This window comes from Micromonospora sp. NBC_00617 (assembly GCF_045161355.1).
Classification (GTDB): domain Bacteria; phylum Actinomycetota; class Actinomycetes; order Mycobacteriales; family Micromonosporaceae; genus Micromonospora.
This window is the reverse complement of the sequence record NZ_CP107751.1, coordinates 3,882,217-3,901,383: the sequence shown is the minus strand read 5'-3', so window position 1 is coordinate 3,901,383 and position 19,167 is coordinate 3,882,217. Positions and strand designations below refer to the sequence as shown.

General features: G+C 69.6%; 20 protein-coding genes. 11 read left to right on the top strand and 9 right to left on the bottom strand.

Translation table 11 applies throughout. From position 1 onward, the window contains the following. Positions 1 to 290 precede the first annotated feature (290 nt). On the top strand, positions 291 to 1,241 hold the full coding sequence (locus OG505_RS17765; protein WP_405425855.1) for a hypothetical protein: 951 nt from the start codon (positions 291 to 293) through the stop codon (positions 1,239 to 1,241). A 336-nt stretch (positions 1,242 to 1,577) separates the two neighbouring features. Here the strand turns inward: OG505_RS17765 and OG505_RS17760 are convergent, their stop codons facing one another. Further along, complete coding sequence (locus OG505_RS17760) at positions 1,578 to 3,854, bottom strand: glycoside hydrolase family 44 protein (protein ID WP_405425853.1); 2,277 nt, start codon at positions 3,852 to 3,854, stop codon at positions 1,578 to 1,580. A gap of 380 nt (positions 3,855 to 4,234) precedes the next feature. On the opposite strand from OG505_RS17760, the gene OG505_RS17755 reads away from it, so the two are divergent. The 3 genes from OG505_RS17755 to OG505_RS17745 all read left to right on the top strand — a co-directional run bounded on the left by OG505_RS17755 (position 4,235) and on the right by OG505_RS17745 (position 6,489). Further along, positions 4,235 to 5,464 carry a cytochrome P450 gene (locus tag OG505_RS17755; RefSeq protein ID WP_405425851.1) on the top strand — a complete coding sequence of 410 codons (1,230 nt, stop codon included), beginning with the start codon at positions 4,235 to 4,237 and terminating at the stop codon, positions 5,462 to 5,464. Next, positions 5,461 to 5,688: a ferredoxin gene (locus OG505_RS17750; RefSeq protein ID WP_124772925.1), complete on the top strand. Its 228-nt coding sequence runs from the start codon at positions 5,461 to 5,463 to the stop codon at positions 5,686 to 5,688. Before OG505_RS17755 ends, OG505_RS17750 begins: the two co-directional genes overlap by 4 nt. A 471-nt stretch (positions 5,689 to 6,159) precedes the next feature. Beyond that, a complete protein-coding gene (locus OG505_RS17745; RefSeq protein WP_405425849.1) occupies positions 6,160 to 6,489 on the top strand; it encodes a TraR/DksA family transcriptional regulator in 330 nt (109 codons plus the stop codon). A 48-nt stretch (positions 6,490 to 6,537) separates the two neighbouring features. Here OG505_RS17745 and OG505_RS17740 read toward each other — a convergent pair whose 3' ends face one another. Then, entirely contained in the window at positions 6,538 to 6,789 is a 252-nt protein-coding gene (locus OG505_RS17740) for a potassium transporter TrkA (RefSeq protein WP_405425847.1), read from the bottom strand. A 153-nt stretch (positions 6,790 to 6,942) separates the two neighbouring features. Continuing rightward, positions 6,943 to 7,152: a hypothetical protein gene (locus tag OG505_RS17735; protein ID WP_405425845.1), complete on the bottom strand. Its 210-nt coding sequence runs from the start codon at positions 7,150 to 7,152 to the stop codon at positions 6,943 to 6,945. A gap of 316 nt (positions 7,153 to 7,468) precedes the next feature. Between OG505_RS17735 and OG505_RS17730 the strand changes: the two genes are divergently transcribed. Beyond that, complete coding sequence (locus tag OG505_RS17730; RefSeq protein ID WP_405425843.1) at positions 7,469 to 7,861, top strand: nuclear transport factor 2 family protein; 393 nt, start codon at positions 7,469 to 7,471, stop codon at positions 7,859 to 7,861. Positions 7,862 to 7,929: 68 nt separating this feature from the next. Here the strand turns inward: OG505_RS17730 and OG505_RS17725 are convergent, their stop codons facing one another. After that, positions 7,930 to 8,550, bottom strand: a complete 621-nt coding sequence (locus OG505_RS17725) for a Type 1 glutamine amidotransferase-like domain-containing protein (RefSeq protein WP_405425841.1) — start codon at positions 8,548 to 8,550, stop codon at positions 7,930 to 7,932. A 226-nt stretch (positions 8,551 to 8,776) separates the two neighbouring features. Further along, positions 8,777 to 9,625: a methyltransferase domain-containing protein gene (locus OG505_RS17720; RefSeq protein WP_405425840.1), complete on the bottom strand. Its 849-nt coding sequence runs from the start codon at positions 9,623 to 9,625 to the stop codon at positions 8,777 to 8,779. 235 nt (positions 9,626 to 9,860) lie between these two features. Between OG505_RS17720 and OG505_RS17715 the strand changes: the two genes are divergently transcribed. Next, positions 9,861 to 10,145, top strand: coding sequence for a hypothetical protein (locus OG505_RS17715; protein ID WP_405425838.1), 285 nt, complete (start codon positions 9,861 to 9,863; stop codon positions 10,143 to 10,145). Positions 10,146 to 10,296: 151 nt separating this feature from the next. Here OG505_RS17715 and OG505_RS17710 read toward each other — a convergent pair whose 3' ends face one another. From OG505_RS17710 to OG505_RS17700, 3 genes are all read right to left on the bottom strand, one after another. Then, positions 10,297 to 11,124, bottom strand: a complete 828-nt coding sequence (locus tag OG505_RS17710; protein ID WP_405425836.1) for an SAM-dependent methyltransferase — start codon at positions 11,122 to 11,124, stop codon at positions 10,297 to 10,299. 258 nt (positions 11,125 to 11,382) lie between these two features. Next, positions 11,383 to 12,738, bottom strand: coding sequence for a carbohydrate-binding protein (locus OG505_RS17705; RefSeq protein WP_405425834.1), 1,356 nt, complete (start codon positions 12,736 to 12,738; stop codon positions 11,383 to 11,385). Positions 12,739 to 13,016: 278 nt separating this feature from the next. Beyond that, positions 13,017 to 13,406: a hypothetical protein gene (locus OG505_RS17700; RefSeq protein WP_405425832.1), complete on the bottom strand. Its 390-nt coding sequence runs from the start codon at positions 13,404 to 13,406 to the stop codon at positions 13,017 to 13,019. A 151-nt stretch (positions 13,407 to 13,557) separates the two neighbouring features. Here OG505_RS17700 and OG505_RS17695 point away from each other — a divergent pair, with 151 nt between their 5' ends. Together OG505_RS17695 and OG505_RS17690 are read left to right on the top strand one after the other, a co-directional pair. After that, positions 13,558 to 14,736: a cellulose binding domain-containing protein gene (locus OG505_RS17695; RefSeq protein WP_405425831.1), complete on the top strand. Its 1,179-nt coding sequence runs from the start codon at positions 13,558 to 13,560 to the stop codon at positions 14,734 to 14,736. Between the two features lie 24 nt (positions 14,737 to 14,760). After that, the gene (locus OG505_RS17690) at positions 14,761 to 15,888 is read left to right on the top strand and encodes an arabinogalactan endo-beta-1,4-galactanase (protein ID WP_405425829.1); all 1,128 of its coding nucleotides are present in this window, start codon (positions 14,761 to 14,763) and stop codon (positions 15,886 to 15,888) included. 111 nt (positions 15,889 to 15,999) lie between these two features. Here the strand turns inward: OG505_RS17690 and OG505_RS17685 are convergent, their stop codons facing one another. After that, a complete protein-coding gene (locus OG505_RS17685; protein WP_405425827.1) occupies positions 16,000 to 16,434 on the bottom strand; it encodes a hypothetical protein in 435 nt (144 codons plus the stop codon). Between the two features lie 135 nt (positions 16,435 to 16,569). Here OG505_RS17685 and OG505_RS17680 point away from each other — a divergent pair, with 135 nt between their 5' ends. The 3 genes from OG505_RS17680 to OG505_RS17670 all read left to right on the top strand — a co-directional run bounded on the left by OG505_RS17680 (position 16,570) and on the right by OG505_RS17670 (position 19,125). Next, positions 16,570 to 17,727 (top strand): sensor histidine kinase, encoded by a 1,158-nt coding sequence (locus OG505_RS17680; RefSeq protein WP_405425825.1) that lies wholly within the window; start codon positions 16,570 to 16,572, stop codon positions 17,725 to 17,727. After that, entirely contained in the window at positions 17,724 to 18,365 is a 642-nt protein-coding gene (locus tag OG505_RS17675; protein WP_357495432.1) for a response regulator transcription factor, read from the top strand. Before OG505_RS17680 ends, OG505_RS17675 begins: the two co-directional genes overlap by 4 nt. A gap of 70 nt (positions 18,366 to 18,435) precedes the next feature. Further along, positions 18,436 to 19,125, top strand: coding sequence for a phosphotransferase (locus tag OG505_RS17670; RefSeq protein WP_405425823.1), 690 nt, complete (start codon positions 18,436 to 18,438; stop codon positions 19,123 to 19,125). The last annotated feature ends 42 nt before the right edge of the window (positions 19,126 to 19,167 follow it).

Sequence of the window (19,167 nt, the reverse complement as noted above, 5' to 3'; positions counted from 1 at the left end):
CATGAGCTTTGGTCGTCGGCGACCGTCGCGAACTCTCGCCGTTGCGCTGTTCCTTTTCGCCGTTGTAGCTGTACCCGCGTTCCCCGCCCACGCGGCGAAGAGAGGTCCGGACCTGGCGGTCGACGCGTCCGGGACACGGATCCCTCTGGGGGGTCGATAAGAAGGTCGTCTATCTGAAGATCAGCAACCTGGGGGACGAGACTCCGAGCGACGTCGTCGTCAATGTCCACCAGCCGCCGGAGGGCCCCGACCCCATGCCGGTTGCCCTGCTGTGGCATTCAGGGGGTGGTGTGGGGGAATGCGACGGCGATTTCGGCGGGTTCTACTGCCGACTGTCGCCGGAGCTGATTCCGGGGCCGGGCGAGACCGTCGACGTTCCCATCGACGCGATTGTCTACGGGCGGGCCCCCTACGAGGGCAGGTTCGAAGCTTCGGTCACCATCAGGCCGGACACGGACGCGAATCCGGCCGACAACACCAGATCGTTCCCGCTGATGCTTGTCGACGAGCCCAAGGCGGACCTCTCGTTGGTCGCCCGAGACGTGAAGCAGTCGGTGCGGATCGGCACCGACGGCAGGTCCACGCCCACCGGCACGCTGAACCCGGGTGAGACGGGTGCCGTGTGGCACACCGTCGCCAACCAGGGCCGCAAGACGGTCAACGGAGTCCGGGTCACACTGCGTCTGCCCAAGGGTGTGACCTTCACCAGGCCGCCGACCCAGTGTGTGCTCGCCGACCGGGGTCGTTCTGCCGTCTGTACCTACCGGAGCCTCACCCTCGCTCCGGCCGCCGAAGACACCGACCCGAACGACACGATCTACTCGGCAGTCGAGCTGTACAACCTGGTGACGACTGCGCCCTCCGCCACCGCGCCTGCGACATTGCGGGGCGGAACCGTGCGGGTGGAGGGCCTCGCCGAGCAGTCGACGAACAACCGCTCCAAGCCTGCGCCGACCGAGCTGCCCGCGAATGCCGCCGCCGTAAGGGTGGCCGACGCGGACCCTAGCGACAATCAGGACGGGTTCGCCGTGGTGCTGGCCGCGAAGAGCGCTGGCGGCGATGGCGGCGGCGGTGGCGGCGGTAGCGGCGGTGACGGCGGGTTGCCGGTCACGGGACCGCAGGCCGGGCTGGTCGGCGGAATCGGCATCGCGGCGCTGACGGCCGGAGGTGTGTTGTTCCTCGCTGCCCGGCGTCGCCGGATGATCCTGGTGACCTCCGAGGACGAGAGGCCAGCAGCCTGATCTGCTGTGTCTGCGTAGGGGGTGGGGCGGTCAGGCGGATTGCCGGTGGCGGCCGAGTGGCAGAAGCAGGCCAGCGGCGGCCAGGGCGCTTCCGGCGGCGGTGGTGTACGCAGGGAGGTGGGCGGGGACGCCGAGGTGGACGGTGATGCCGAAGATGCGGGACAGGCCCCAGCGCTGCAGGCCACCTGGCCCGGAAAGTCGACCGCCGGCTCCACAGGCACAGACCCACGAGATCAGGTGCCGGGACGCCACTTGAGAGTGAGGGGTCCGGGGTGCCGCTGCGCCCCGGACCCCTCGGCCTGCCCCACGGGTCGATCTCAGTAGGGATCTCTCAGGTCACCCGCAGCGTTGACCGTTGAGGGTGAAGGCGGCTGGCGGCGGATTGGTGCCGCTCCACGTGCCGTTGAAGCCGGTACTGGTGGACGCGCCGGGGGCGAGTCTGCCGTTCCAGCTCATGCTGTCCGCGGTGACGCTCGTGCCGTTCTGTCTCCAGGTGGCCGACCAGCCCTGGCTGACCTTCTGACCGGCGGTGGGAAAGTCGAAGCTGAGTTTCCAGCCGTCGAAAGCGGTGGTGCCGGTGTTCTTGATCGTCACGGTCGCGGTGAAGCCGCCGGGCCAACTGTTCGCCGTGTATCCGACGCTGCAGCCGAGGGCCGGGGCGGTGGGCGCTGTCCGCACGGTCAGGCCGGGCGAGGCCGCCGAGACGTTGCCCGCCGCGTCGCGGGCGGTCACCACGAAGGTGTACGGGGTGTCCGGCGTCAGCCCGGTCACGGTGTACGTGGTGCCGGTGGCGCTGCCCACCTTCACGGTGCCGGTGGTGTCGACCCGGTGCACGTCGTAGCTGGTGACGGCGGTGTCGTCGGTGGACGGCGTCCAGGCCAGCGCGATGCTGTCGCCGGTGATCGTGCCGGCGGTCGGCTTGCCCGGAGCGCTCGGCGCCTGGGTGTCGCCGGGCGTGGTGCCGCGCGGCAGCACCAGGTGGGTGATCGAGTTGGCCGGGAAGGTGGCCGTGAGGCCGGCGGCGGTCACCGGCAGGTCGGCCTCCCGGACGACGCCGGCGAGATTCGCCCCGCTGTAGCGGTAGACCTGAGCGGTGCTGGCGGAGGCACCGGTGAGGGCGACCGGGCTGGTCAGGTCGTCGCCGGTCTTGTTGACGACGACCACGGTGAGCGCCTTGTCGGCGCTGCGCTCGGCGGCGTACACGGCCAGCTTGCCCTGGTCGCCGCTGGTCGCCTTGACGGACGTCTCGCCGAACGCGCCGCCCTTGCCGTCGTAGTTGCGGTAGACGCGGAAGGCGTTGGCCACCGGCTGGTCGGCCGTGGGCGCGGTCCAGAGGGTCGCCAGGTCGAGCCCTTCGCGGCCGAAGATGCCAAGGACGTCAGCCTGGGCGAGCGCGCCGTTGAGCGAGCCGAAGGCGCCCCAGTTGTACTCGGTCATCGCGACCTTCGTACCCGGGTAGTGCTGGTCGACCAGCTCGCGCAGGCGCGGGATGAACCGGACGGGCTGGTTGATCCAGCTCTCGTCCACGTAGGTCGGGTCCCAGAGTTGGCGGGTCGAGCGCAGCCGCAGCGCCTGGGTGGTGGCGTCGCCGGCCGCGTCGCCGAGCACGCCGGACTGCTGCGGGTAGAGGTGGACGTCGAAGTAGTCGAGGATGCGGGTGCCGTGCTGCTGCTCGTACTCGCGCATCCGGTCCAGATACCACGGGCCGAGGTCCTGGCCGCCGTGCGCGGCCTTGTCCGGTGGGTTCGACCAGCAGCCGGTACGCGAGCAGGTGTCCTGGTCGAGGCCCGAGTAGAAGATCGAGTTCAGGCCCCAGCCGACGGGGCCGAGCGTCTTCGCACCGGGGTCGGCGGCCTTGATCGCGGCGGCGTACGCGTAGGTGCGGTCGCGTAGCTCGTCGTAGCCCATCCCGGTCGGGCGGACGTCGCGGTGGGTGGATTGCCACAGGTCCGGCTCGTTGTCCAGGTTGTAGAACTGGACCCCGCCGTCGGCGGCGGCGCCGAACTGCCCCTTGAGGTGGTTGACGAAGTCGGTGACGTACTCCGGGCCGACAGCGACGCTGGTGTCCTTCGGATCGTTGCCGGTGACAAGTGACCCGTCTGGCTTCTTGCCGTTGCCGCAGTCCGGTGCCCAGGGATCGGTGGACTCCTGCGGGCCGTACTTGGCGACGCTGAAGCCGCACGCGCGCGACCGGTCCTTGGCGATCCAACCGAGCATCGGCACTGTCATGACCGTGGCCGCGCCGGTGGCCTTGTTCTCCTGCACGAACCGGTCGCTCTCCGAGCCCTCCGGGAGGTCGTCCGGACTCGGGTTGTCGTTGGGGATGTTCTCGAAGTACCAGTCCGCCGCGCGGTTGGTGGTGTCGGCACGGAAGTTGTAGCGGGTGGTGGCGTTGCCGCCGTAGCGGTGCACCGGCAGCCGCAGGTCGCGGGCGAGGGCCTGGTCGGCGAAGTTCATGCCGTAGACGTACGGGCTGATCTGGTGCCGGGCGGCGGTGGTGTCGACGGCCAGCGCCGGGCCGGCCGCGGCCAGGGCGGGCTCCGGCAGTGCCAGACCGCCGAGGGCCGTGGCGAGCACGACCGGGAGTAGAGCGGTGGTGGGACGCACGAACATTCCTCTCCAATAGGTGCCTGTAAATGGGAGCGCTTCCACAGCCTTTCGCTTCCCTGGCTCCGAGTCAACGGGCGCGTTGTCCGAAGTGGGCGCCTGTCGCTGCTCCCGGCACGGCTGGCACCGCACCCGGTGACCCGCAGCGGCGGCAACAGGTGCGCGGTGAGCGCGAAGACGTTGAGCTGTTGGTTGGTGCGGCTGTGGCGTAGGGAAGCTGCCCAGCCTCCATGGCGATCATCGACATCTGTCGCTACGATCCGATATCGACAGGTTACTGAACGTTGATGCGCGCTGTTCGCAAGCCCTGGACGTTGCCAGTCCGGCGCCGCTACGAACGTGGTGCCCGGCTTGAGGATCACGCCGTCTCGACGAAGGGAATCCGGATGACCGAGAGCGCGCAGACCACCGAGAGTCGGACCGTTCCGCCCGCGCGGCCGTACCCGTTCAGTCTGCCCGACCGCCTCGCCGTCGATCCGACCTATGGCGAGCTGCGCGAGAACGAGCCGATGACCCGGGTGCAGCTCCCCTACGGCGAGGAGGCGTGGCTCGCCACCCGGTACGAGGACGTCCGTACGGTCCTCGGCGACGTGCGGTTCGGCCGCGCCCCAGCCGTCCAGCGCGACGAGCCCAGGCTCACCCCGCGCCAGCAGTACAGCGGCATGCTGACCATGGACCCGCCCGAGCACACTCGGCTGCGCCGGCTCGTGGCGAAGGCGTTCACGGCACGTCGGGTCGAGGCGCTGCGACCCCGAACCCAGGAGATCGCCGACGCGCTGGTCGACGACATGGTCCGGCTCGGTCCTCCGGCCGACCTGGTGGAGCACGTCGCCACGCCGCTGCCGATCCAGGTGATCTGCGAGCTGCTCGGGGTCCCGTACGCCGATCGCGACCGCTTTCACATCTGGTCCGAGGCGATCGTCTCGACCACCTCGCTGCCCGTGGAAACGATCCAGGAGTACCTGAACAATCTCTGGGGCTACATCGGTGATCTGGTCGCCGAGCGCCGCCGCGAGCCGGGGATCGACGACCTGCTCGGCGCGTTGGTGCGGGCCCGCGACGAAAATCAGGATCGGCTCAGCGAGACCGAGCTGGTGGAGCTGGCCGGAGGGCTGCTCGCGGCCGGCCACGAGACCACGGTGACCCAGATCCCCAACTTCGTCTACGTCCTGCTGCACAATCCGGACCAGTTCGCCCGGCTACGGGCCGACCCGTCGCTGGTGCCGGCCGCGGTCGAGGAACTGTTGCGGTTCGTGCCGCTCGGCGTCGGCTCCTCCTTCGCCAGGTATGCCAAGGAGGACGTCGAGGTCGGCGGGGTGCTGGTCCGGGCAGGTGAGCCGGTTCTCGGCTCACTGTCGTCGGCGAATCGGGACGGCACCGTCTTCGCCGACCCGGACCAGCTCAACTTCGACCGCGAGCACAACCCGCACCTGGGCTTCGGGCACGGCGTACACCACTGCGTCGGCGCCCAACTGGCCCGTATGGAGTTGCAGGTCGCCGTCGCCACCCTCGTGACTCGCCTGCCCGGATTGCGGCTCGCCGTACCGGAAGCCGAATTGGAGTGGAAGCGGGGCATGTTGGTGCGGGGCCTGCTCGGCATGCCGGTGGCCTGGTGAGTACCGCGTGGCGGATCGGGGTGGACTCGCGCCGCTGCATCGGCACGAGCATCTGCGCCGGTACCGCGCCCGAGCACTTTCGCCTGGTGGGCGGCCTGTCCGAGCCGCTGGCCGACGTCGTCGCCCCGGCCGAGGTCATCCTCGACGCCGCCGACTCGTGCCCGGTGGAAGCGATCACGGTCCGCGACGCCACCGACGACCGGTTGATCGCGCCGGAGGAATGACCCCTCCGAGGGTCGCGACGATCGTTCCGACCGCCGCGATGGGCGCGAAGACCGGCGACGGCATGTCCAGCGCTGCGCGGTTTGTCCAGATCGACGACACGGGTGGCGTGCCCGACCAGGACAGGGCTGCCGAGGCTGATCATGGCAGGAGCCAGGCCTCGCGCAGGCGTTGGCATTACTGCGGTCGCCGCCTATGGTTGAGACATGCCCCCGGTGACGTTCCGCTCTCCTGCCGTCACCGGTGTGTCGGCAGTCGAGGCTGCCCACGTGGCGACGGCGGCGTGCCGGATGGTCGGGATGCGGGTGCCAGTTGTCCGCGTGCTGCACCTCGCGCCCACGTCCCGGTTGTGGAACCAGACTCGAACCGGCCGAGGCCCCCCGCGGAATCGTTTGCATCACGGAACGACCGCCAGGGCGAAGCTATCCAGCTTCGGCCCTTTTCTTTTTTCCTTCGAAAGGTAGAGGTAGACCATGACCGTCGATCATCGAACCGTCGACCAGGGCTGGCTGGCTGATCTGCGAGCGTCCCTGGCGGAAGACTTCGCCACGCAGACGGCTCGGCTGCGGGAACTGACCGAGCTCAACGCGGACACCGGCGACCCGAGCGAGGCCCACCACCGGGCCGCGCTGCTGATGGCCACCCGCCGCAACATCGAGCAGATCACCGGTGCGCTGAGCCGCATCAGCGACGGCACCTACGGTGCCTGCAAGAAGTGTGGCCAGAACATTCCGGCCGAGCGGCTCGAAATCCTTCCGCACGCGCAGTTCTGCGTGTCCTGCCAGGCAAAGCAGAACGGCTGAATCGCGGTGTGGCTGCCGTGCCTCGGTGGGCACGGCAGCCACAGACCGTCACGCAGGAGATGACTCCGCCACGGTGGCGACGTCCAGGACGTCAAGGATTCCCAGGAGTCTGGCAAGGGTCACCGCCTCGGAGCGGGTCAGGGTCAAAGAGCAGGCGGCGTCGGGGTCGTCGGGGGACTCGTAGACGAGATCTCGCCGGCCGCTTGGACGGTGCGTGACCACGCCCACGCGGCGGCCGTCAGCGGTGGTGAACATGCGGCGTACCCCGATACCGGGCAGCGGGGTCAGTTCGACAATCATGGGGACTCCAGCGGGCAGGGTGGCGGATTCGCGTAGCGGCGCAGGCCGGCGAGTGTGGCGAGGCCAAGTGCGGGGGCGCGGTGACAGCGCTGCTGGCCGGTCACGGCGGCCAGCCGGGGGAACGATGGGACCGGCGCGAGCGGGGCGAGTGGATCAGGCGAGGCCCCGCGCATGGCGCGGGGGAGCACGATCCGCCGACCAAGCGGGCACACAACCGGGGATCGCCCGCCGTGCGGAACGGAACACGATGCACAGCCCGATCGACCGGGTGGCAGAGAGCACCAGTACGAGCACGGCAAGCAGCAGCATCGTCGGCAGCGGCACCCGCTCGCCGACGCGCCGAAGGCCGCGTCGATCGTGCATGCCCAAACCATAGCCGTCGCCCAGAGTGCAGACCAGATCCGCGTCGGGTGACCGCTCATGCCCCGCCGGCAACGCCGGTGACCGACCTCGCGGGCCGAGCCCGACACCAGCGAGCACCATGTCGGCCTGAGTGCGACTGCGCCTGTCGCACAAGGCCGAGGCGCTGCCGCAGACCGGGTACCGGCGCTCGGTCTGCGGGGGGTCGGCGGCCAGTTGGGAGCGCCGGAATACTACGACGGGACGTGCCTGACATGACCAGTTCCCTTGCTGCCACGTCCCTGGAAACTCCGCGTGCAAAGGCCCGTACGCTGGCGTGGTGATCGACTTTCGCGCGGCGGTTGACGCACGTGACCCCGATGCCCTTGAGGCGGCCCTGGCCGACAACGTGCTGTTTCGCAGCCCGGTGGCGTTCAAGCCCTATCCGGGCAAGGCCATCACCGCCGCGATCCTGCGGGGCGTGCTGCGGGTGTTCGAGGACTTCCGGTACGTCCGTGAGCTGAGCGGCGAGGGCGGTCGCGATCACGCGCTGGTATTCGAGGCGCGGATGGGCGACGTCGCCGTCGAGGGCTGTGACTTCCTGCACCTGGATGAGAGCGGCTTGATCGATGAGTTGACGGTCATGGTTCGTCCGCTATCCGCCGCGCAGGCCCTGGCTGCCGCGATGGCCGCTCAATTCGAGCGAATCCAGCGCGAGGCGACCGCCAGCTGAGCGCCGAGCTGGAGCCTCTGTCGGGCCGCTGGCCGACGTGGCCTACCGACACAAGCTGCTCGACATCGTCAGGGGTTGATCAGTCTCCAGTCGCCTTCGGAGATGACGTCAACGACGCCATCGACCACCTTGATGGCGGTGTTGTCGTCGATGGCGTAAGTCGGGACCGGGATACCGGACGCCCACTTCTGGATGTTGGACAGCTCGGTGTCCTCCATGTCCGGATGATTGAGGTGGGGGTACAGCGTGAAATTCACCAGCCCCAGCGCCCGGTCGGCACCGTGCGCCATGTCGCTGCCGTCCGGGACGAATTCAAGGTCGAATTCGGCGTCGCAGTTGTACGGGGTGACCGCGATGCTCCCGGCGCTGACCCCGACGTAAACCGTGTCACTCAGCGACGGTAGGAGGTCGGCCAGGCCCGACTGGCGCAGCCAGTAGGTCAGGTAGAGCACATCGCCGCCCCAGACGAGGAGGGCATCGGCCTGCCGGACGGCCGGGACCCAGTTCTCCTCTCGGATGGTCGGCAGCGCGGTGAGTTCCAATATCCCCAGGGATTTCCAACCGAGCTGGGGCAGCGGGATCGTGGCCGGGCCGTGAATCGCCTTCCACGCCCTCTCACCTCCGCCCGGGAAGGGGTAGACACCGGTGGGGATGAACAGGGCCGTGGACTCGGCGATTAGGTTGTCCATCAGGACCAGCGTCTCTGTTCGCTAACCCGAGCGACACATCGCTGGATCATCCGGTGGCGGTCGTCCCACCGTCAACTGCGTCCGCCACAAGACCACAAGGCCCGATGTCACACGCCGCACCTGCACTTGTTCGCCAGTTCTGATCCACCTCGATCGGGTGGTCCGATGCCGCTACGACATGGTGGGTGCTCCCGCCCAGGTGCATCCAGAAGGTCAGGCAGGCCGCTCAGCCTGGACGGCGTCCCCATGCCGAAATCAGTGGCGCGAGGGTGAGGTCGAGTTCGCCGGCATCGACGGCCGCCAGGTGCGCGTCGATCTCGGCGTCGTCGGCCAGCCCGGCGGCGAGCAACTCGGGGCGGACCATGCGCACCGTCGCGATCTCCAGCCGGTCACAGGCAACCCCACCGACCGGGAAGCAGCCGGCCGCCGCCACATCGACCAGGCCCGCCGCACGCAACGACTGCGGCAGCGTACGGCCGTAGCGCAGATCGGCCCCGCGGCGCGTCATCAACTCCCGGACGGCACGCCGCAGCCGGTTGGCACGCCGCTGCGCCGGACCGACCTCATCGAGGCAGGCCAGCGGCTGCAACTCGGTGTCGGCATCCTCGATCAACAACCAGCCGCCGGGCCGCAGCGCCGCCACCATCGTCGCCAACGCCCGGGCACGGTCAGGCACGTGAACGAGTACGAGCCGCGCGTGTACCAGGTCAAATGTGCCGGACTGCGGCGGCGGGTCCCCGACGACGTCGTGCCGAAGCACCTCGTACCCGCCGTGCGGGTCCAACCAGGCCGGATTGATGTCCGTGGCCAGCACGTAGCCGGTTGGTCCGACGGCCGTGGCCAGGGCCTCGGGAATGCTGGGTCCCCCGGCGCCGACTTCCCAGCAGCGCCAGCCCGCCCTCAGCCCGAGCCGGTCGAAGTGCCCACGCGTGACACCGTCGAACAGCTCGGCCAGCCAGCTGAACCGCTCGCCCGCCTCACGCCGGGCATTGTCGAGCAGGTAGCGGTGATCCGGGCCGCCCGTGGTCGTGTGCGGCTCGGGCCCGGGATCGACGACGGGCTGTGGCGAACTCATGCCCACATCCTTACGCCCGCCCGTCCGGAGTCGTACCCCGACCCGGCCGGGCGGGACGCATGCGCCCGCCCGCCCGGTCACCGCAACGCCATGCGTGTTTCACGGTTGGTCGCGAGCGCGGTCGCGGGGGTGGTGCTCGCGTTGACCGCTCTGACCGCTCCGGCGTCCGTCGCCGACGGCTGGCAGCGCGCGCGTGACGTCGGACAGCCCGGGCCAGGACGCAGTCTGTAGCGACGTGGCCTTCGTCGGAAAGGGGTGTTTCGAGGGGTACGGCGAGTGGTTCTGGCTGCGGGACACCGACGCCGACGACGAGCCCGTCGTCATCCACTGGACCCACCGGACCATGTACGACAAGCCCCGCGAGGGCTACATCTACGCCGACCAGGGCAAGGCCGCCGGCTGGACGAGCCTCAACAAGAGCTTCGAGGAGGGCCTCTTCATCTACTTCAAGGTGTGCATTGTCGACCTCAACGACCACACGCTCTCCTGGTGCGGCGCGCTGGAATGGGTTGCCACCTAGGACTCCGTCGCAGCACTGACCCCGTGGTTCCGGGAGCACCCGGAGCCACGGGGTTCCGCTGGCGGGGGCATCGTCTCGCCCGGGTCGGAACCGTCCGGCGCGTCCGTCGGCGGGACGCGCTCGCGCCGACGGACCGCACCGGAAACGGAGCCTACGGTTTGTGGGCGAGGAGCCCGACGAAGGTGTGATAGGTGTCGGTCTGCATCGGAGCGGGCGTACCCGGCTCCGGCCGCCACTCGGCCAGCGGCACCAGCCCCGGCTCCACCAGCGTCAGCCCATCGGCGAACGAGAGGATCTCCTCGTCCGTACGCCAGCGGCCGGTGCCCAGCGACTCGTTGAAGACCCGCTCGACCTCGCGGGCCTTGCGGGAGCCTTCGGGGTCTCGCTCACCCGGGTCGCGGAAGTGCGAGATCGCCACATAGCTGCCGGAGGGCAGCGCGTCGATCAACGCCGCCGCCACCGCTCGCGGATCCTCGTCGTCACCGAGGTGGTGCAGGATCGCGAAGAGCAACAGGCCGATCGGCCGGTCGAAGTCGAGGAACCGACGTACGTCTGGATGGTTGAGGATCTCCTGCGGCGCCCGGATGTCCGCCTGGATCACCGTCGCGGTGCCCTCCCTGGCGAGCAGGGCCCGCCCGTGGGCCAGGACGATCGGATCATTGTCCACGTACACCACCTGAGCCTTCGGGTTCTGCTCGGTGGCGACCTCGTGCACGTTGCCCTGGGTGGGCAGCCCCGATCCGATGTCGAGGAACTGGTCGATGCCCGCCTCGGTGACGAGGAAGCGAATCACGCGACGCAGAAAGGCCCGGTTCGCCTGACCCGCTGCCGGCCCATCGGGCGTGATCCGCAGGGCGTGCTCGGCGACCTGTCGGTCGACCTCGAAGTTGTCCTTGCCGCCAAGGAAGAAGTCATAGACCCGGGCCACGCTGGGAATGCTGGGGTCGATGCCAGGGGGTGCCGCCTTGTCGCGGGTCACAGGCGTCTCCATTCGATCGGGACGGGCGCAGGCTGAGGTCTGCGGGCGGTGCCGGGTTGCGGCGAGTCTAGCGATCGGGAGGGTTGAATTTTGCCCCGACTGGTACCGCTCCCAGCTAGCCGTCCCCTCACCAGCACATTCGTCCAGCGACACGCTCACACGGACGCCGACCGGCGGCTGATGGTGATCGACGACGGCTTGCCGGGCCTCGCGCCGTCGGGAGGCCGGCTGGCGGTGGGCCCGGCGCCAGCACTCCCGTCAGCGGCCCTGCAGGCGCTTCACGTTGTCGCCGAAGGTCCAGCCCTTCGACCCGTCCCAGTTCGCCGACCAGGTCATCAGGCCCTTGATGCCGGGGACGCTGTTGTACGCCTGCGTGACCAGCGACGTCGACATGTAGCCGCCGCCCGCCCCGTTCTGCGCGGGCAGGCCCGGGACCTGCTTGTCGTACGGCACGCGGATGGTGGTGCCCCCGATGGTGAGGCCGTTGTTCAGGCACTGCGTCTGCACCGTGAAGCCCTGCACGGTGCCGGCGGGGTACGAGTCGCCGGCGCAGCCGTACATGCTGCCGTTGTAGTACTGCATGTTCAGCCACCAGAGCCGACCGTTGTCCACGTACTTCTTGATGATCGGCAGGTACGAGCCCCAGATCGAGCCGTAGACCACGCTGCCGCCGGTGACGTAGGCGGTTTCCGGTGCCATGGTCAGGCCGAAGTTCGAGGGCATCCGGGCCAGCACTCCGTCGATGATCCGGATCAGGTTGGCCTGCGACGTCGACAGGGTGTTGATGTTGCCGCTACCGGTCAGGCCGGTCTCGATGTCGATGTCGATGCCGTCGAAGTGGTAGGCCGTCAGGATCGGCACGATCGTCGCGATGAACCGGTCGGCGACTGCGGTGGAGCTCAGGTCGATGCCCGCGGCGGCCCCGCCGATCGACATCAGGATCGTGGCCCCGGCGGCTTTGGCCTGGCACATCTCGGCCGGGGTGGCCACCTTCACGCCGGCGTCCATGCCGTTCTCCCAGAGGACCGTGCCGTCTGAGCGGATCACCGGGAACGCCGCGTTGATCACGTTGTAGCCGTGCTGGTTGAGCCGGTTGTCGGTGATCGGGATCCAGCCGAGTCCAGGGTGGACGCCGTTGGAGGCGCCGTCCCAGTTCTCCCAGTAGCCCTGCAACACCTTGCCGGCGGGCCGCGACTTCACCGCGCAGGTCCCGCCAGTTGGCGGCGGCGTGGTGGGGGGAGCGGTGGTCGGCGGCGGCGTGGTGGGCGGCGTGGTCGTCGGCGGCGTGGTCGTGGGCGGCGGGGTGGTGGGCGGCGGAGTGCTTCCCGAGCAGGCGCCCAGGTCACGCCACAGCGACGGGGTCGCGGCGGGGTTCCAGCCGGCGCCGGGGTACGCGGTGTGGGTGACCAGAGCCTGGTAGAGCCGGCCGCCGTAGGTGACCTGGGCGCCCGACTGGTAGGTGGTGCCCTCGGCCCAGGCCGGGGCGGTGCAGACGACCAGCGTGACGGCGTTGGCCGAGGACACGGCCGCCATGCTGCTGGGGACGAAGGCGATGGCGGCCGTGACGGTCATCGCCGCCCCGGCCACCACTGCGAAAATTCGACGGCTTCTCATGGCTCACTCCCCGGCTTCGGCGACCCGTGACCTCCACATATTGACGTCAATGCGGCTTAATAGCAAGGGTTGTTTACAGATAGCTCGATCCGGACGTCTATCCACCCCTCGATCCTCGCGAGCCGGTTCCGGAGACCGCCGAAGAGCTGCTTCCCGGTACGCCGAGTGAACTGCCGGAGGCGCCGACCGAACCGATGCCCGACGACGGCGAGCCCGGAGGCGTACCCGAGCCGGCGTGACAGTCGTCCGACAGCGCTGTCCCACCCCCGTGCGGGCGGTCAGCAGGAGCGCGGCTGCCAGCTCACCTTCGTCACGTGCATGGGCACGTACAGGTCACCACTGCCGTTGGCTCGCGCGCAGATCGTGCCGGTGAGCGGCGTCCCGAGATACGTGTAGGCCCAGGTGATCTCGGCGTTCCGGGAGGTGTAGTTGTAGAAGTTGAAGGCCGGGGCGTCGCCGGACCACTCGGTGTTGGTCAGCACGGACGGCGTCTCGACCGGCCCCTCCGGCGGGTGGTTCCAGTTTGGCCAGATGCAGAGCATGCCCTGCGGACAGTTCCCGGAGCCCCAGGGGCCGTCTGCCGCCTGGGTGGTCGACGCCGAGGCGGCGGGGGCGGTGGCCAGCACGCCTACGACGGACGCGGCAACGGCGATGGTTTTCCACAGCATGGTTCACCTTCTTAAATAGACGTTCCTGAATGGAAATAAGCTACTGCGGGAAAGTTGAGGCGTCAATAACTCGGGTGAGACCCGAGCGCGGCCGCCGACCGAGGCGTGAGATACGTTGGCGATCATCGATGTCTGGCGGGATCGTCGACGTATGACAGGCGTGTTCCTTTCCTCGCTGATCCGCCGCCTCCGGCCGGGTCTGCTGGCCGCCGTCGTGGTGTCGACGGCGGTGCTCATCAGCGCGTTCAGCGTCGCTCCGGCAGCCGACGCCGGGGCCGCGCCGCCGGCCGCGTACCCCGGAATCGTCCCGGCCCCCGGCGGCCCCGCGGAGCCGACCGCCACCGTGCCGCCGGCCCCAACCACGGCGCCCAGTACGCCGAACACCTCGCCCTTCCCGCCGAGCGCGCCGACGAACCTGGCCGCCAGCGAAGTCCGCAGCGGGTCGGTCACCCTCACCTGGACGGCCGCCAAGCCGGGCTGCTGCGCCGTCACCGGCTACGACATCACGTACTACCAGGCGTTCGACGACGTCATCTACAGCGCCAGCGTCGGAGCCGTCACCACCGCCACGATCAGCAACTACATCCGGCCGGGCAGGCAGTACTCGTTCCGGGTGGCCGCCCTGGACAGCCTCGGACACCGCTCGGCCTCGACGGACGCGCTGACCGTTGTCACCCCGTTGATCGACACCGGCCCGGACAGCACCCCGCCGAGCGCCCCGCAGAACCTGACCGTCGGCGAGGTGACCGCCTCGACCGCCACGCTGTCCTGGTCGCCGTCGACGGACAACGTCGGCGTGCTCGGATACAACGTCTACCAGTTCGACGGCTGGTTCAGCTCGACACTGATCGCCACCGTGCCGGGAACGACGTACACGGCGGCGCTGCCCGCGTCGACGCCGCTTCGCAACCTGATCTACGTACGGGCCCGGGACGCGGCGGGCAACGTGTCGATCGCGTCCAACACGGTCACCCTGCCCACGACGTCCACTCCGCCGCCCCCGCCGCCCTCGACCTGCCAGGTGACGTACCGGAACCAGTCGCAGTGGCAGGGCGGCTTCGTGGCCACGGTGACGGTCCAGAACCTCGGCGCGGCACCGATCGACGGCTGGATCGTCACCTTCGGCTTCCCGGGAGACCAGCAGGTCACCTCGGCCTGGAACGCCACGGTCGGCCAGACCGGGACCAGCGTGACCGCCCGCAACGTCGACTGGAACCGCGTTCTCGCGCCGAACGGCTCCGCGAGCTTCGGCGTCCAGGGACGGTGGGGCGTCAGCGACGCGCCACCCACCGCCTTCTCGCTCAACGGCGCTCCCTGCGCGGTGGGCTGAACGCGTCCCCATTGGAGGATCCTCGTGAGCGCACCCCACCGCCGCCGCAGAGTACTGCTCGGGGCGGTCACGGCCGGCATTCTCGCCGTCTCGACCACCCTCGGCGGTACGACCACGCCCGCCTCGGCCGCGAACACGCTCAGCATGCGGGGCGCCGACGTCTCCTCGTTGCAGCGGAGCCTGGATCTGGGCGCCAGGTACTACGACGCCGGAGGTGTCGCCCGCGATCCGTTGGACATCCTGAAGTCCGTGGGCGTCAACTACGTCCGGCTGCGCGTCTGGAACAACCCGGTCAGCGGCTACAACAACAAGAGCAGGGTGTTGGCCCAGGCGAGGGCGGCCAGGGCGAAGGGCCTCAAAGTGCTCATCGACTTTCACTACTCCGACACCTGGGCCGACCCCGGCAAGCAGTACAAGCCGGCCGCCTGGGTCGGCCACAGCCTGAGTCAACTGCGCACCGACGTCTACACGTTCACCTACGACGTCTGCTCCAGCCTCCGCGGGCAGGGCACCCCACCGGACAGCGTGCAGATCGGCAACGAGATCAACGTCGGGATGCTGTGGGACGAGGGCAAGGTCGTCAACAACGACTTCGCCCCGCTGGCCGGCCTGCTCAAGCAGGGCTACAACGCGACCAAGGCGTGCGGCAGCGGCATCCCGGTGATGATCCACACCGCCGACGCCGACAGCAATGCCAACGCGCGATGGTTCTACGACGGCATCCGCGCCCAGGGTGTGCAGTGGGACATGACGGCCCTGTCGTACTACTGCATGTGGCACGGGACCCTGGCGAACCTTTACAACAACATCGTCGACCTGCGCGGCCGCTACGGAAAGCCGGTGGTGATCGTGGAGACCGCGTACCCCTTCACCAGGATCAACGCGGACAGCGAGCCGAACGCCATCGGCGACGCGACCTGTGACGGCATCGGCGCGACCTGGTCCGGGCAGGCCCAGGAGTTCGACTGGGTCCAGAACACCGCTCGCAACGCAGGAGCCATCGGTGTCTTCTACTGGGAGCCGACCTGGTATGCCGTGCGGGGCAACGGCTGGGATCCGGCCAACATCAACGGCACCGGAAACCAGTGGGACAACATGGCCGTCTTCGACTGGTCCGGGCGGGTGAACCCGAGCGTGCGCTGGACGCCCTGACCCGTCGTCTCCGCGTCGGACCGGGCCGGGATGGGTCGTGGGTCCGTGCTGGGGGTGGCCGCCACGCGCACGACCGCCCACGACGCGCGCCGAATGAGCGGCGCCGCCCGGTCACGGTCTCGGCCAGGGGCGGGCGGCGGGAGTGGCCACCGCGTCTCCTGAGCCGCCCGCCATGGCCGACCGGACCACGCGAAGGTTCGTGCGGACCACGACGCTGGCCATGAACACGCCGCACACGGCCTGTTCGATGCGCAGCCAGACCGGGAACGCGCCGGGCCAGGCGACGACAGCGACGATCGCGGCCAGCACCACCATGGCGATGATGCGGAGCCGGCGGAAGGAGCCGCGGTGCCCCGCCGCTGCGCGCCGGGACAGCACCAGGAGCACCGCCGCGCTGGCGGCGACAAGTGGTGTGCGGACCCAGACGGCCGTGGTGACGAGCGCGGGGTCGTGGCGCATGAGCACCACGGCTACGACGGTGGACACGCTGATCACCAGGAAGGCGGCCAGCAGTTTGACAACGGTGTTCAGATGGTCGTTCCTCATGCCGTTCAGCCTGCGTCCGCAGGCCGGGGTGAAGCATCGGCGCGCGGATCGATGTTCCGTCTCCACCCACGGTTGCAGACGGGTCTGCAACCGCGCGCCGATGCTGCCGTGGCGACATCGGTCTAGGTTCTAACGGTGCAGACCGAGGAGCCGACGCTGACCCGCCTGCGGGTCGTGCGGTGGATGCAACTGCTGACACCGCTGATGCTGTCGTGGTTCGTGTGGGCCGCCGCCACCGCCGAGCCTGGATTCGGGCTGACCGGCAGGCGATTGATCGTCGTGCTGGCCACCGCCGTGTTCGTGGTCGGGGTGTTCGGCCGCAACGCGGTCGCCGACCTGCCGATCCGACCGGCGTACGTGGTATTCGTCGGGGCGATGCTGGTCAGCTCGGTGACGCTGGTGGCGGTGCAGCCCGGCGGGCCCGCCTCGGTGGCGGTGCTGGTGGCGGTGCTGTGCGCCGCGACCGGACTGATGCCCGTACGGGTGGCCGTCCCGGTGTTGATCGCGGCTTTCGTGGTGCTCGAGATGGTGGCCTCGATCACCGGGCAGGACTTCGGCTTCCTGGCCGTGCTCGCCGGGTTCGCCGTCCTGTTCGGCCTGATGTATCTGGCGTTCCGCCTGGCCGAGGCGCAGCGTGAGACCAAGCGGCTGCTCGCCGAGTTGGAGGCCGGTCAGGTGGCGCTGGCCGAGGCGGCCGGGCTGGCCGAGCGCCAGCGGCTGGCCCGCGAGATGCACGACGTGCTCGCCCACTCATTGTCGGGGCTGTCGCTGCAACTGGAGGGCGCTCGCATGCTGATCGCCGAGGATCCGACCGACCCGCGCCTGCCGGCGGTTGTCGACCGTGCCCACCACCTCGCCCGTACCGGCCTGCAGGAGGCCCGCCGGGCCATCGGCATGCTGCGCGACGACGACCTGCCCGGACCGGACCGGCTGGCCGCGCTGGCCGCGCAGTTCACTCGCGACCAGGCCGTACCGTGCGACTTCGTGGTGTCGGGGGAGCCGCGCCCGCTGCAGTCGGAGGCGCGGCTGGCGCTCTATCGCGTGGCGCAGGAGGCGATGACCAACGTGACCAGGCACGCGTCTCCGGCGCGGGTTTCGCTGCACCTCACCTACGAGTCGACGGTCACCCGCCTGATCGTCGAGGACTTCGCCGCTCGACCGCCCGTGGTCCCCCACGAGACCGACGGTTACGGGTTGACCGGAATGCGTGAGCGGGCCGAGCTGCTCGGCGGGACCCTCAGCGCGGGCGCGACAGCCCAGGGGTTCCGGGTCGAGTTGGCGGTGCCGGCGTGATCCGGGTGCTCATCGCCGACGACCAGCGGGTCGTCCGCGAAGGGCTGGGCATGGTGCTCTCTCTGATGAAGGACGTCGAGGTGGTGGGTGGGGCCGCCGACGGCGCCGAGGCGGTCAGGCTGGTTCAGGCCGCGCGGCCGGATGTTGTGCTCATGGACCTACGGATGCCGCGGTGCGACGGGATCGAGGCCACCCGCCGCCTACGCGTCGAGGCGCCCGAGGTCAGGGTGGTGGTGCTGACCACCTACTCGGACGACCGGTCGGTGCTGGACGCGTTACGGGCCGGCGCCCGGGGCTACCTGACCAAGGACGCCAGCGGCGAGCAGATCCACGAGGCGCTGCGGCAGGTGGTCGACGACCACGCCGTCATCGACCCGGCCGTTCAGCGGCACGTCGTCGATGCCATCGCGGCCGAGTCGACGTCACCGCCGAGGTTTCCCGACGGTTTGACGCCGCGCGAGGCCGAAGTGCTGTCACTGATGGCCCAGGGCCTGTCCAACGCGGAGATCGCCTCTGACCTGACGGTGAGTGAGGCGACGGTGAAAAGCCACGTCAACCACCTGTTCGCGAAGATCGGTGCCCGGGACCGGGCGCAGGCCGTCGCCTACGCCTTCCGACATGACCTGGGCGGGTCGTGACTCCCCGCTGACGCGGCGCTCCCCACGATCAAGGGCATTGCTGGCTGGTTGCGTCGGTTACTGTCGCAGCGTGACGGACGCGGTCCCTCTGGCATCGGGCCGAGACGCTGACGTCTTCGCCATCGACGATCGGCGCGTCCTTCGCCGCTACCGCCACGGCGGAGACGTGGCCGCCGAGGCGGCGGTCATGGCGTACGTGGCCGGTCTCGGGTTCCCGGTACCCACCGTCCATCAGGCGCGCGGTGCCGATCTCGTCATGGAACGACTGGACGGGCGCACCATGCTGTCGGCGCTCCTGGCCGGTGAGATGGATGCCGTTGAGGCGGCCACGTGTCTGGCGGATCTGCAACACCGGCTCCACGCGTTGCCGCCCCGGCTCGGTGAACGCGACGACGCCCGGATTCTGCACCTCGACCTGCACCCGGACAACGTCATGCTGACGTCACGAGGGCCTGTCGTCATCGACTGGCGCAACTCCACCGAGGGGCCGGCGGACCTCGATGTCGCGCTCTCCGCGGTCATCCTCGCCCAGGTGGCAGTCGAGGAGGACCATCACCTGGCGGCGCCGGCTGCAACGCTGTTGGCAGCGTTCCTCGACCGCGTCGGGGGCGGCCTGCTGACCGTGCTGGACCGCGCCCTGGCGATCCGGCGCAACGATCCGGCTCTCACCGGCCGTGAGCGGGAGCTGCTCGGCGCCGCTGCCGCCCTCATCACCGGTCACCGCTCAGGCCGGGAGACGACGTCGGTCGACGGCGTCTGACGTCTTCATGTCGCGGGCGTCCCGCCTGCCCCGGCGCGGCAT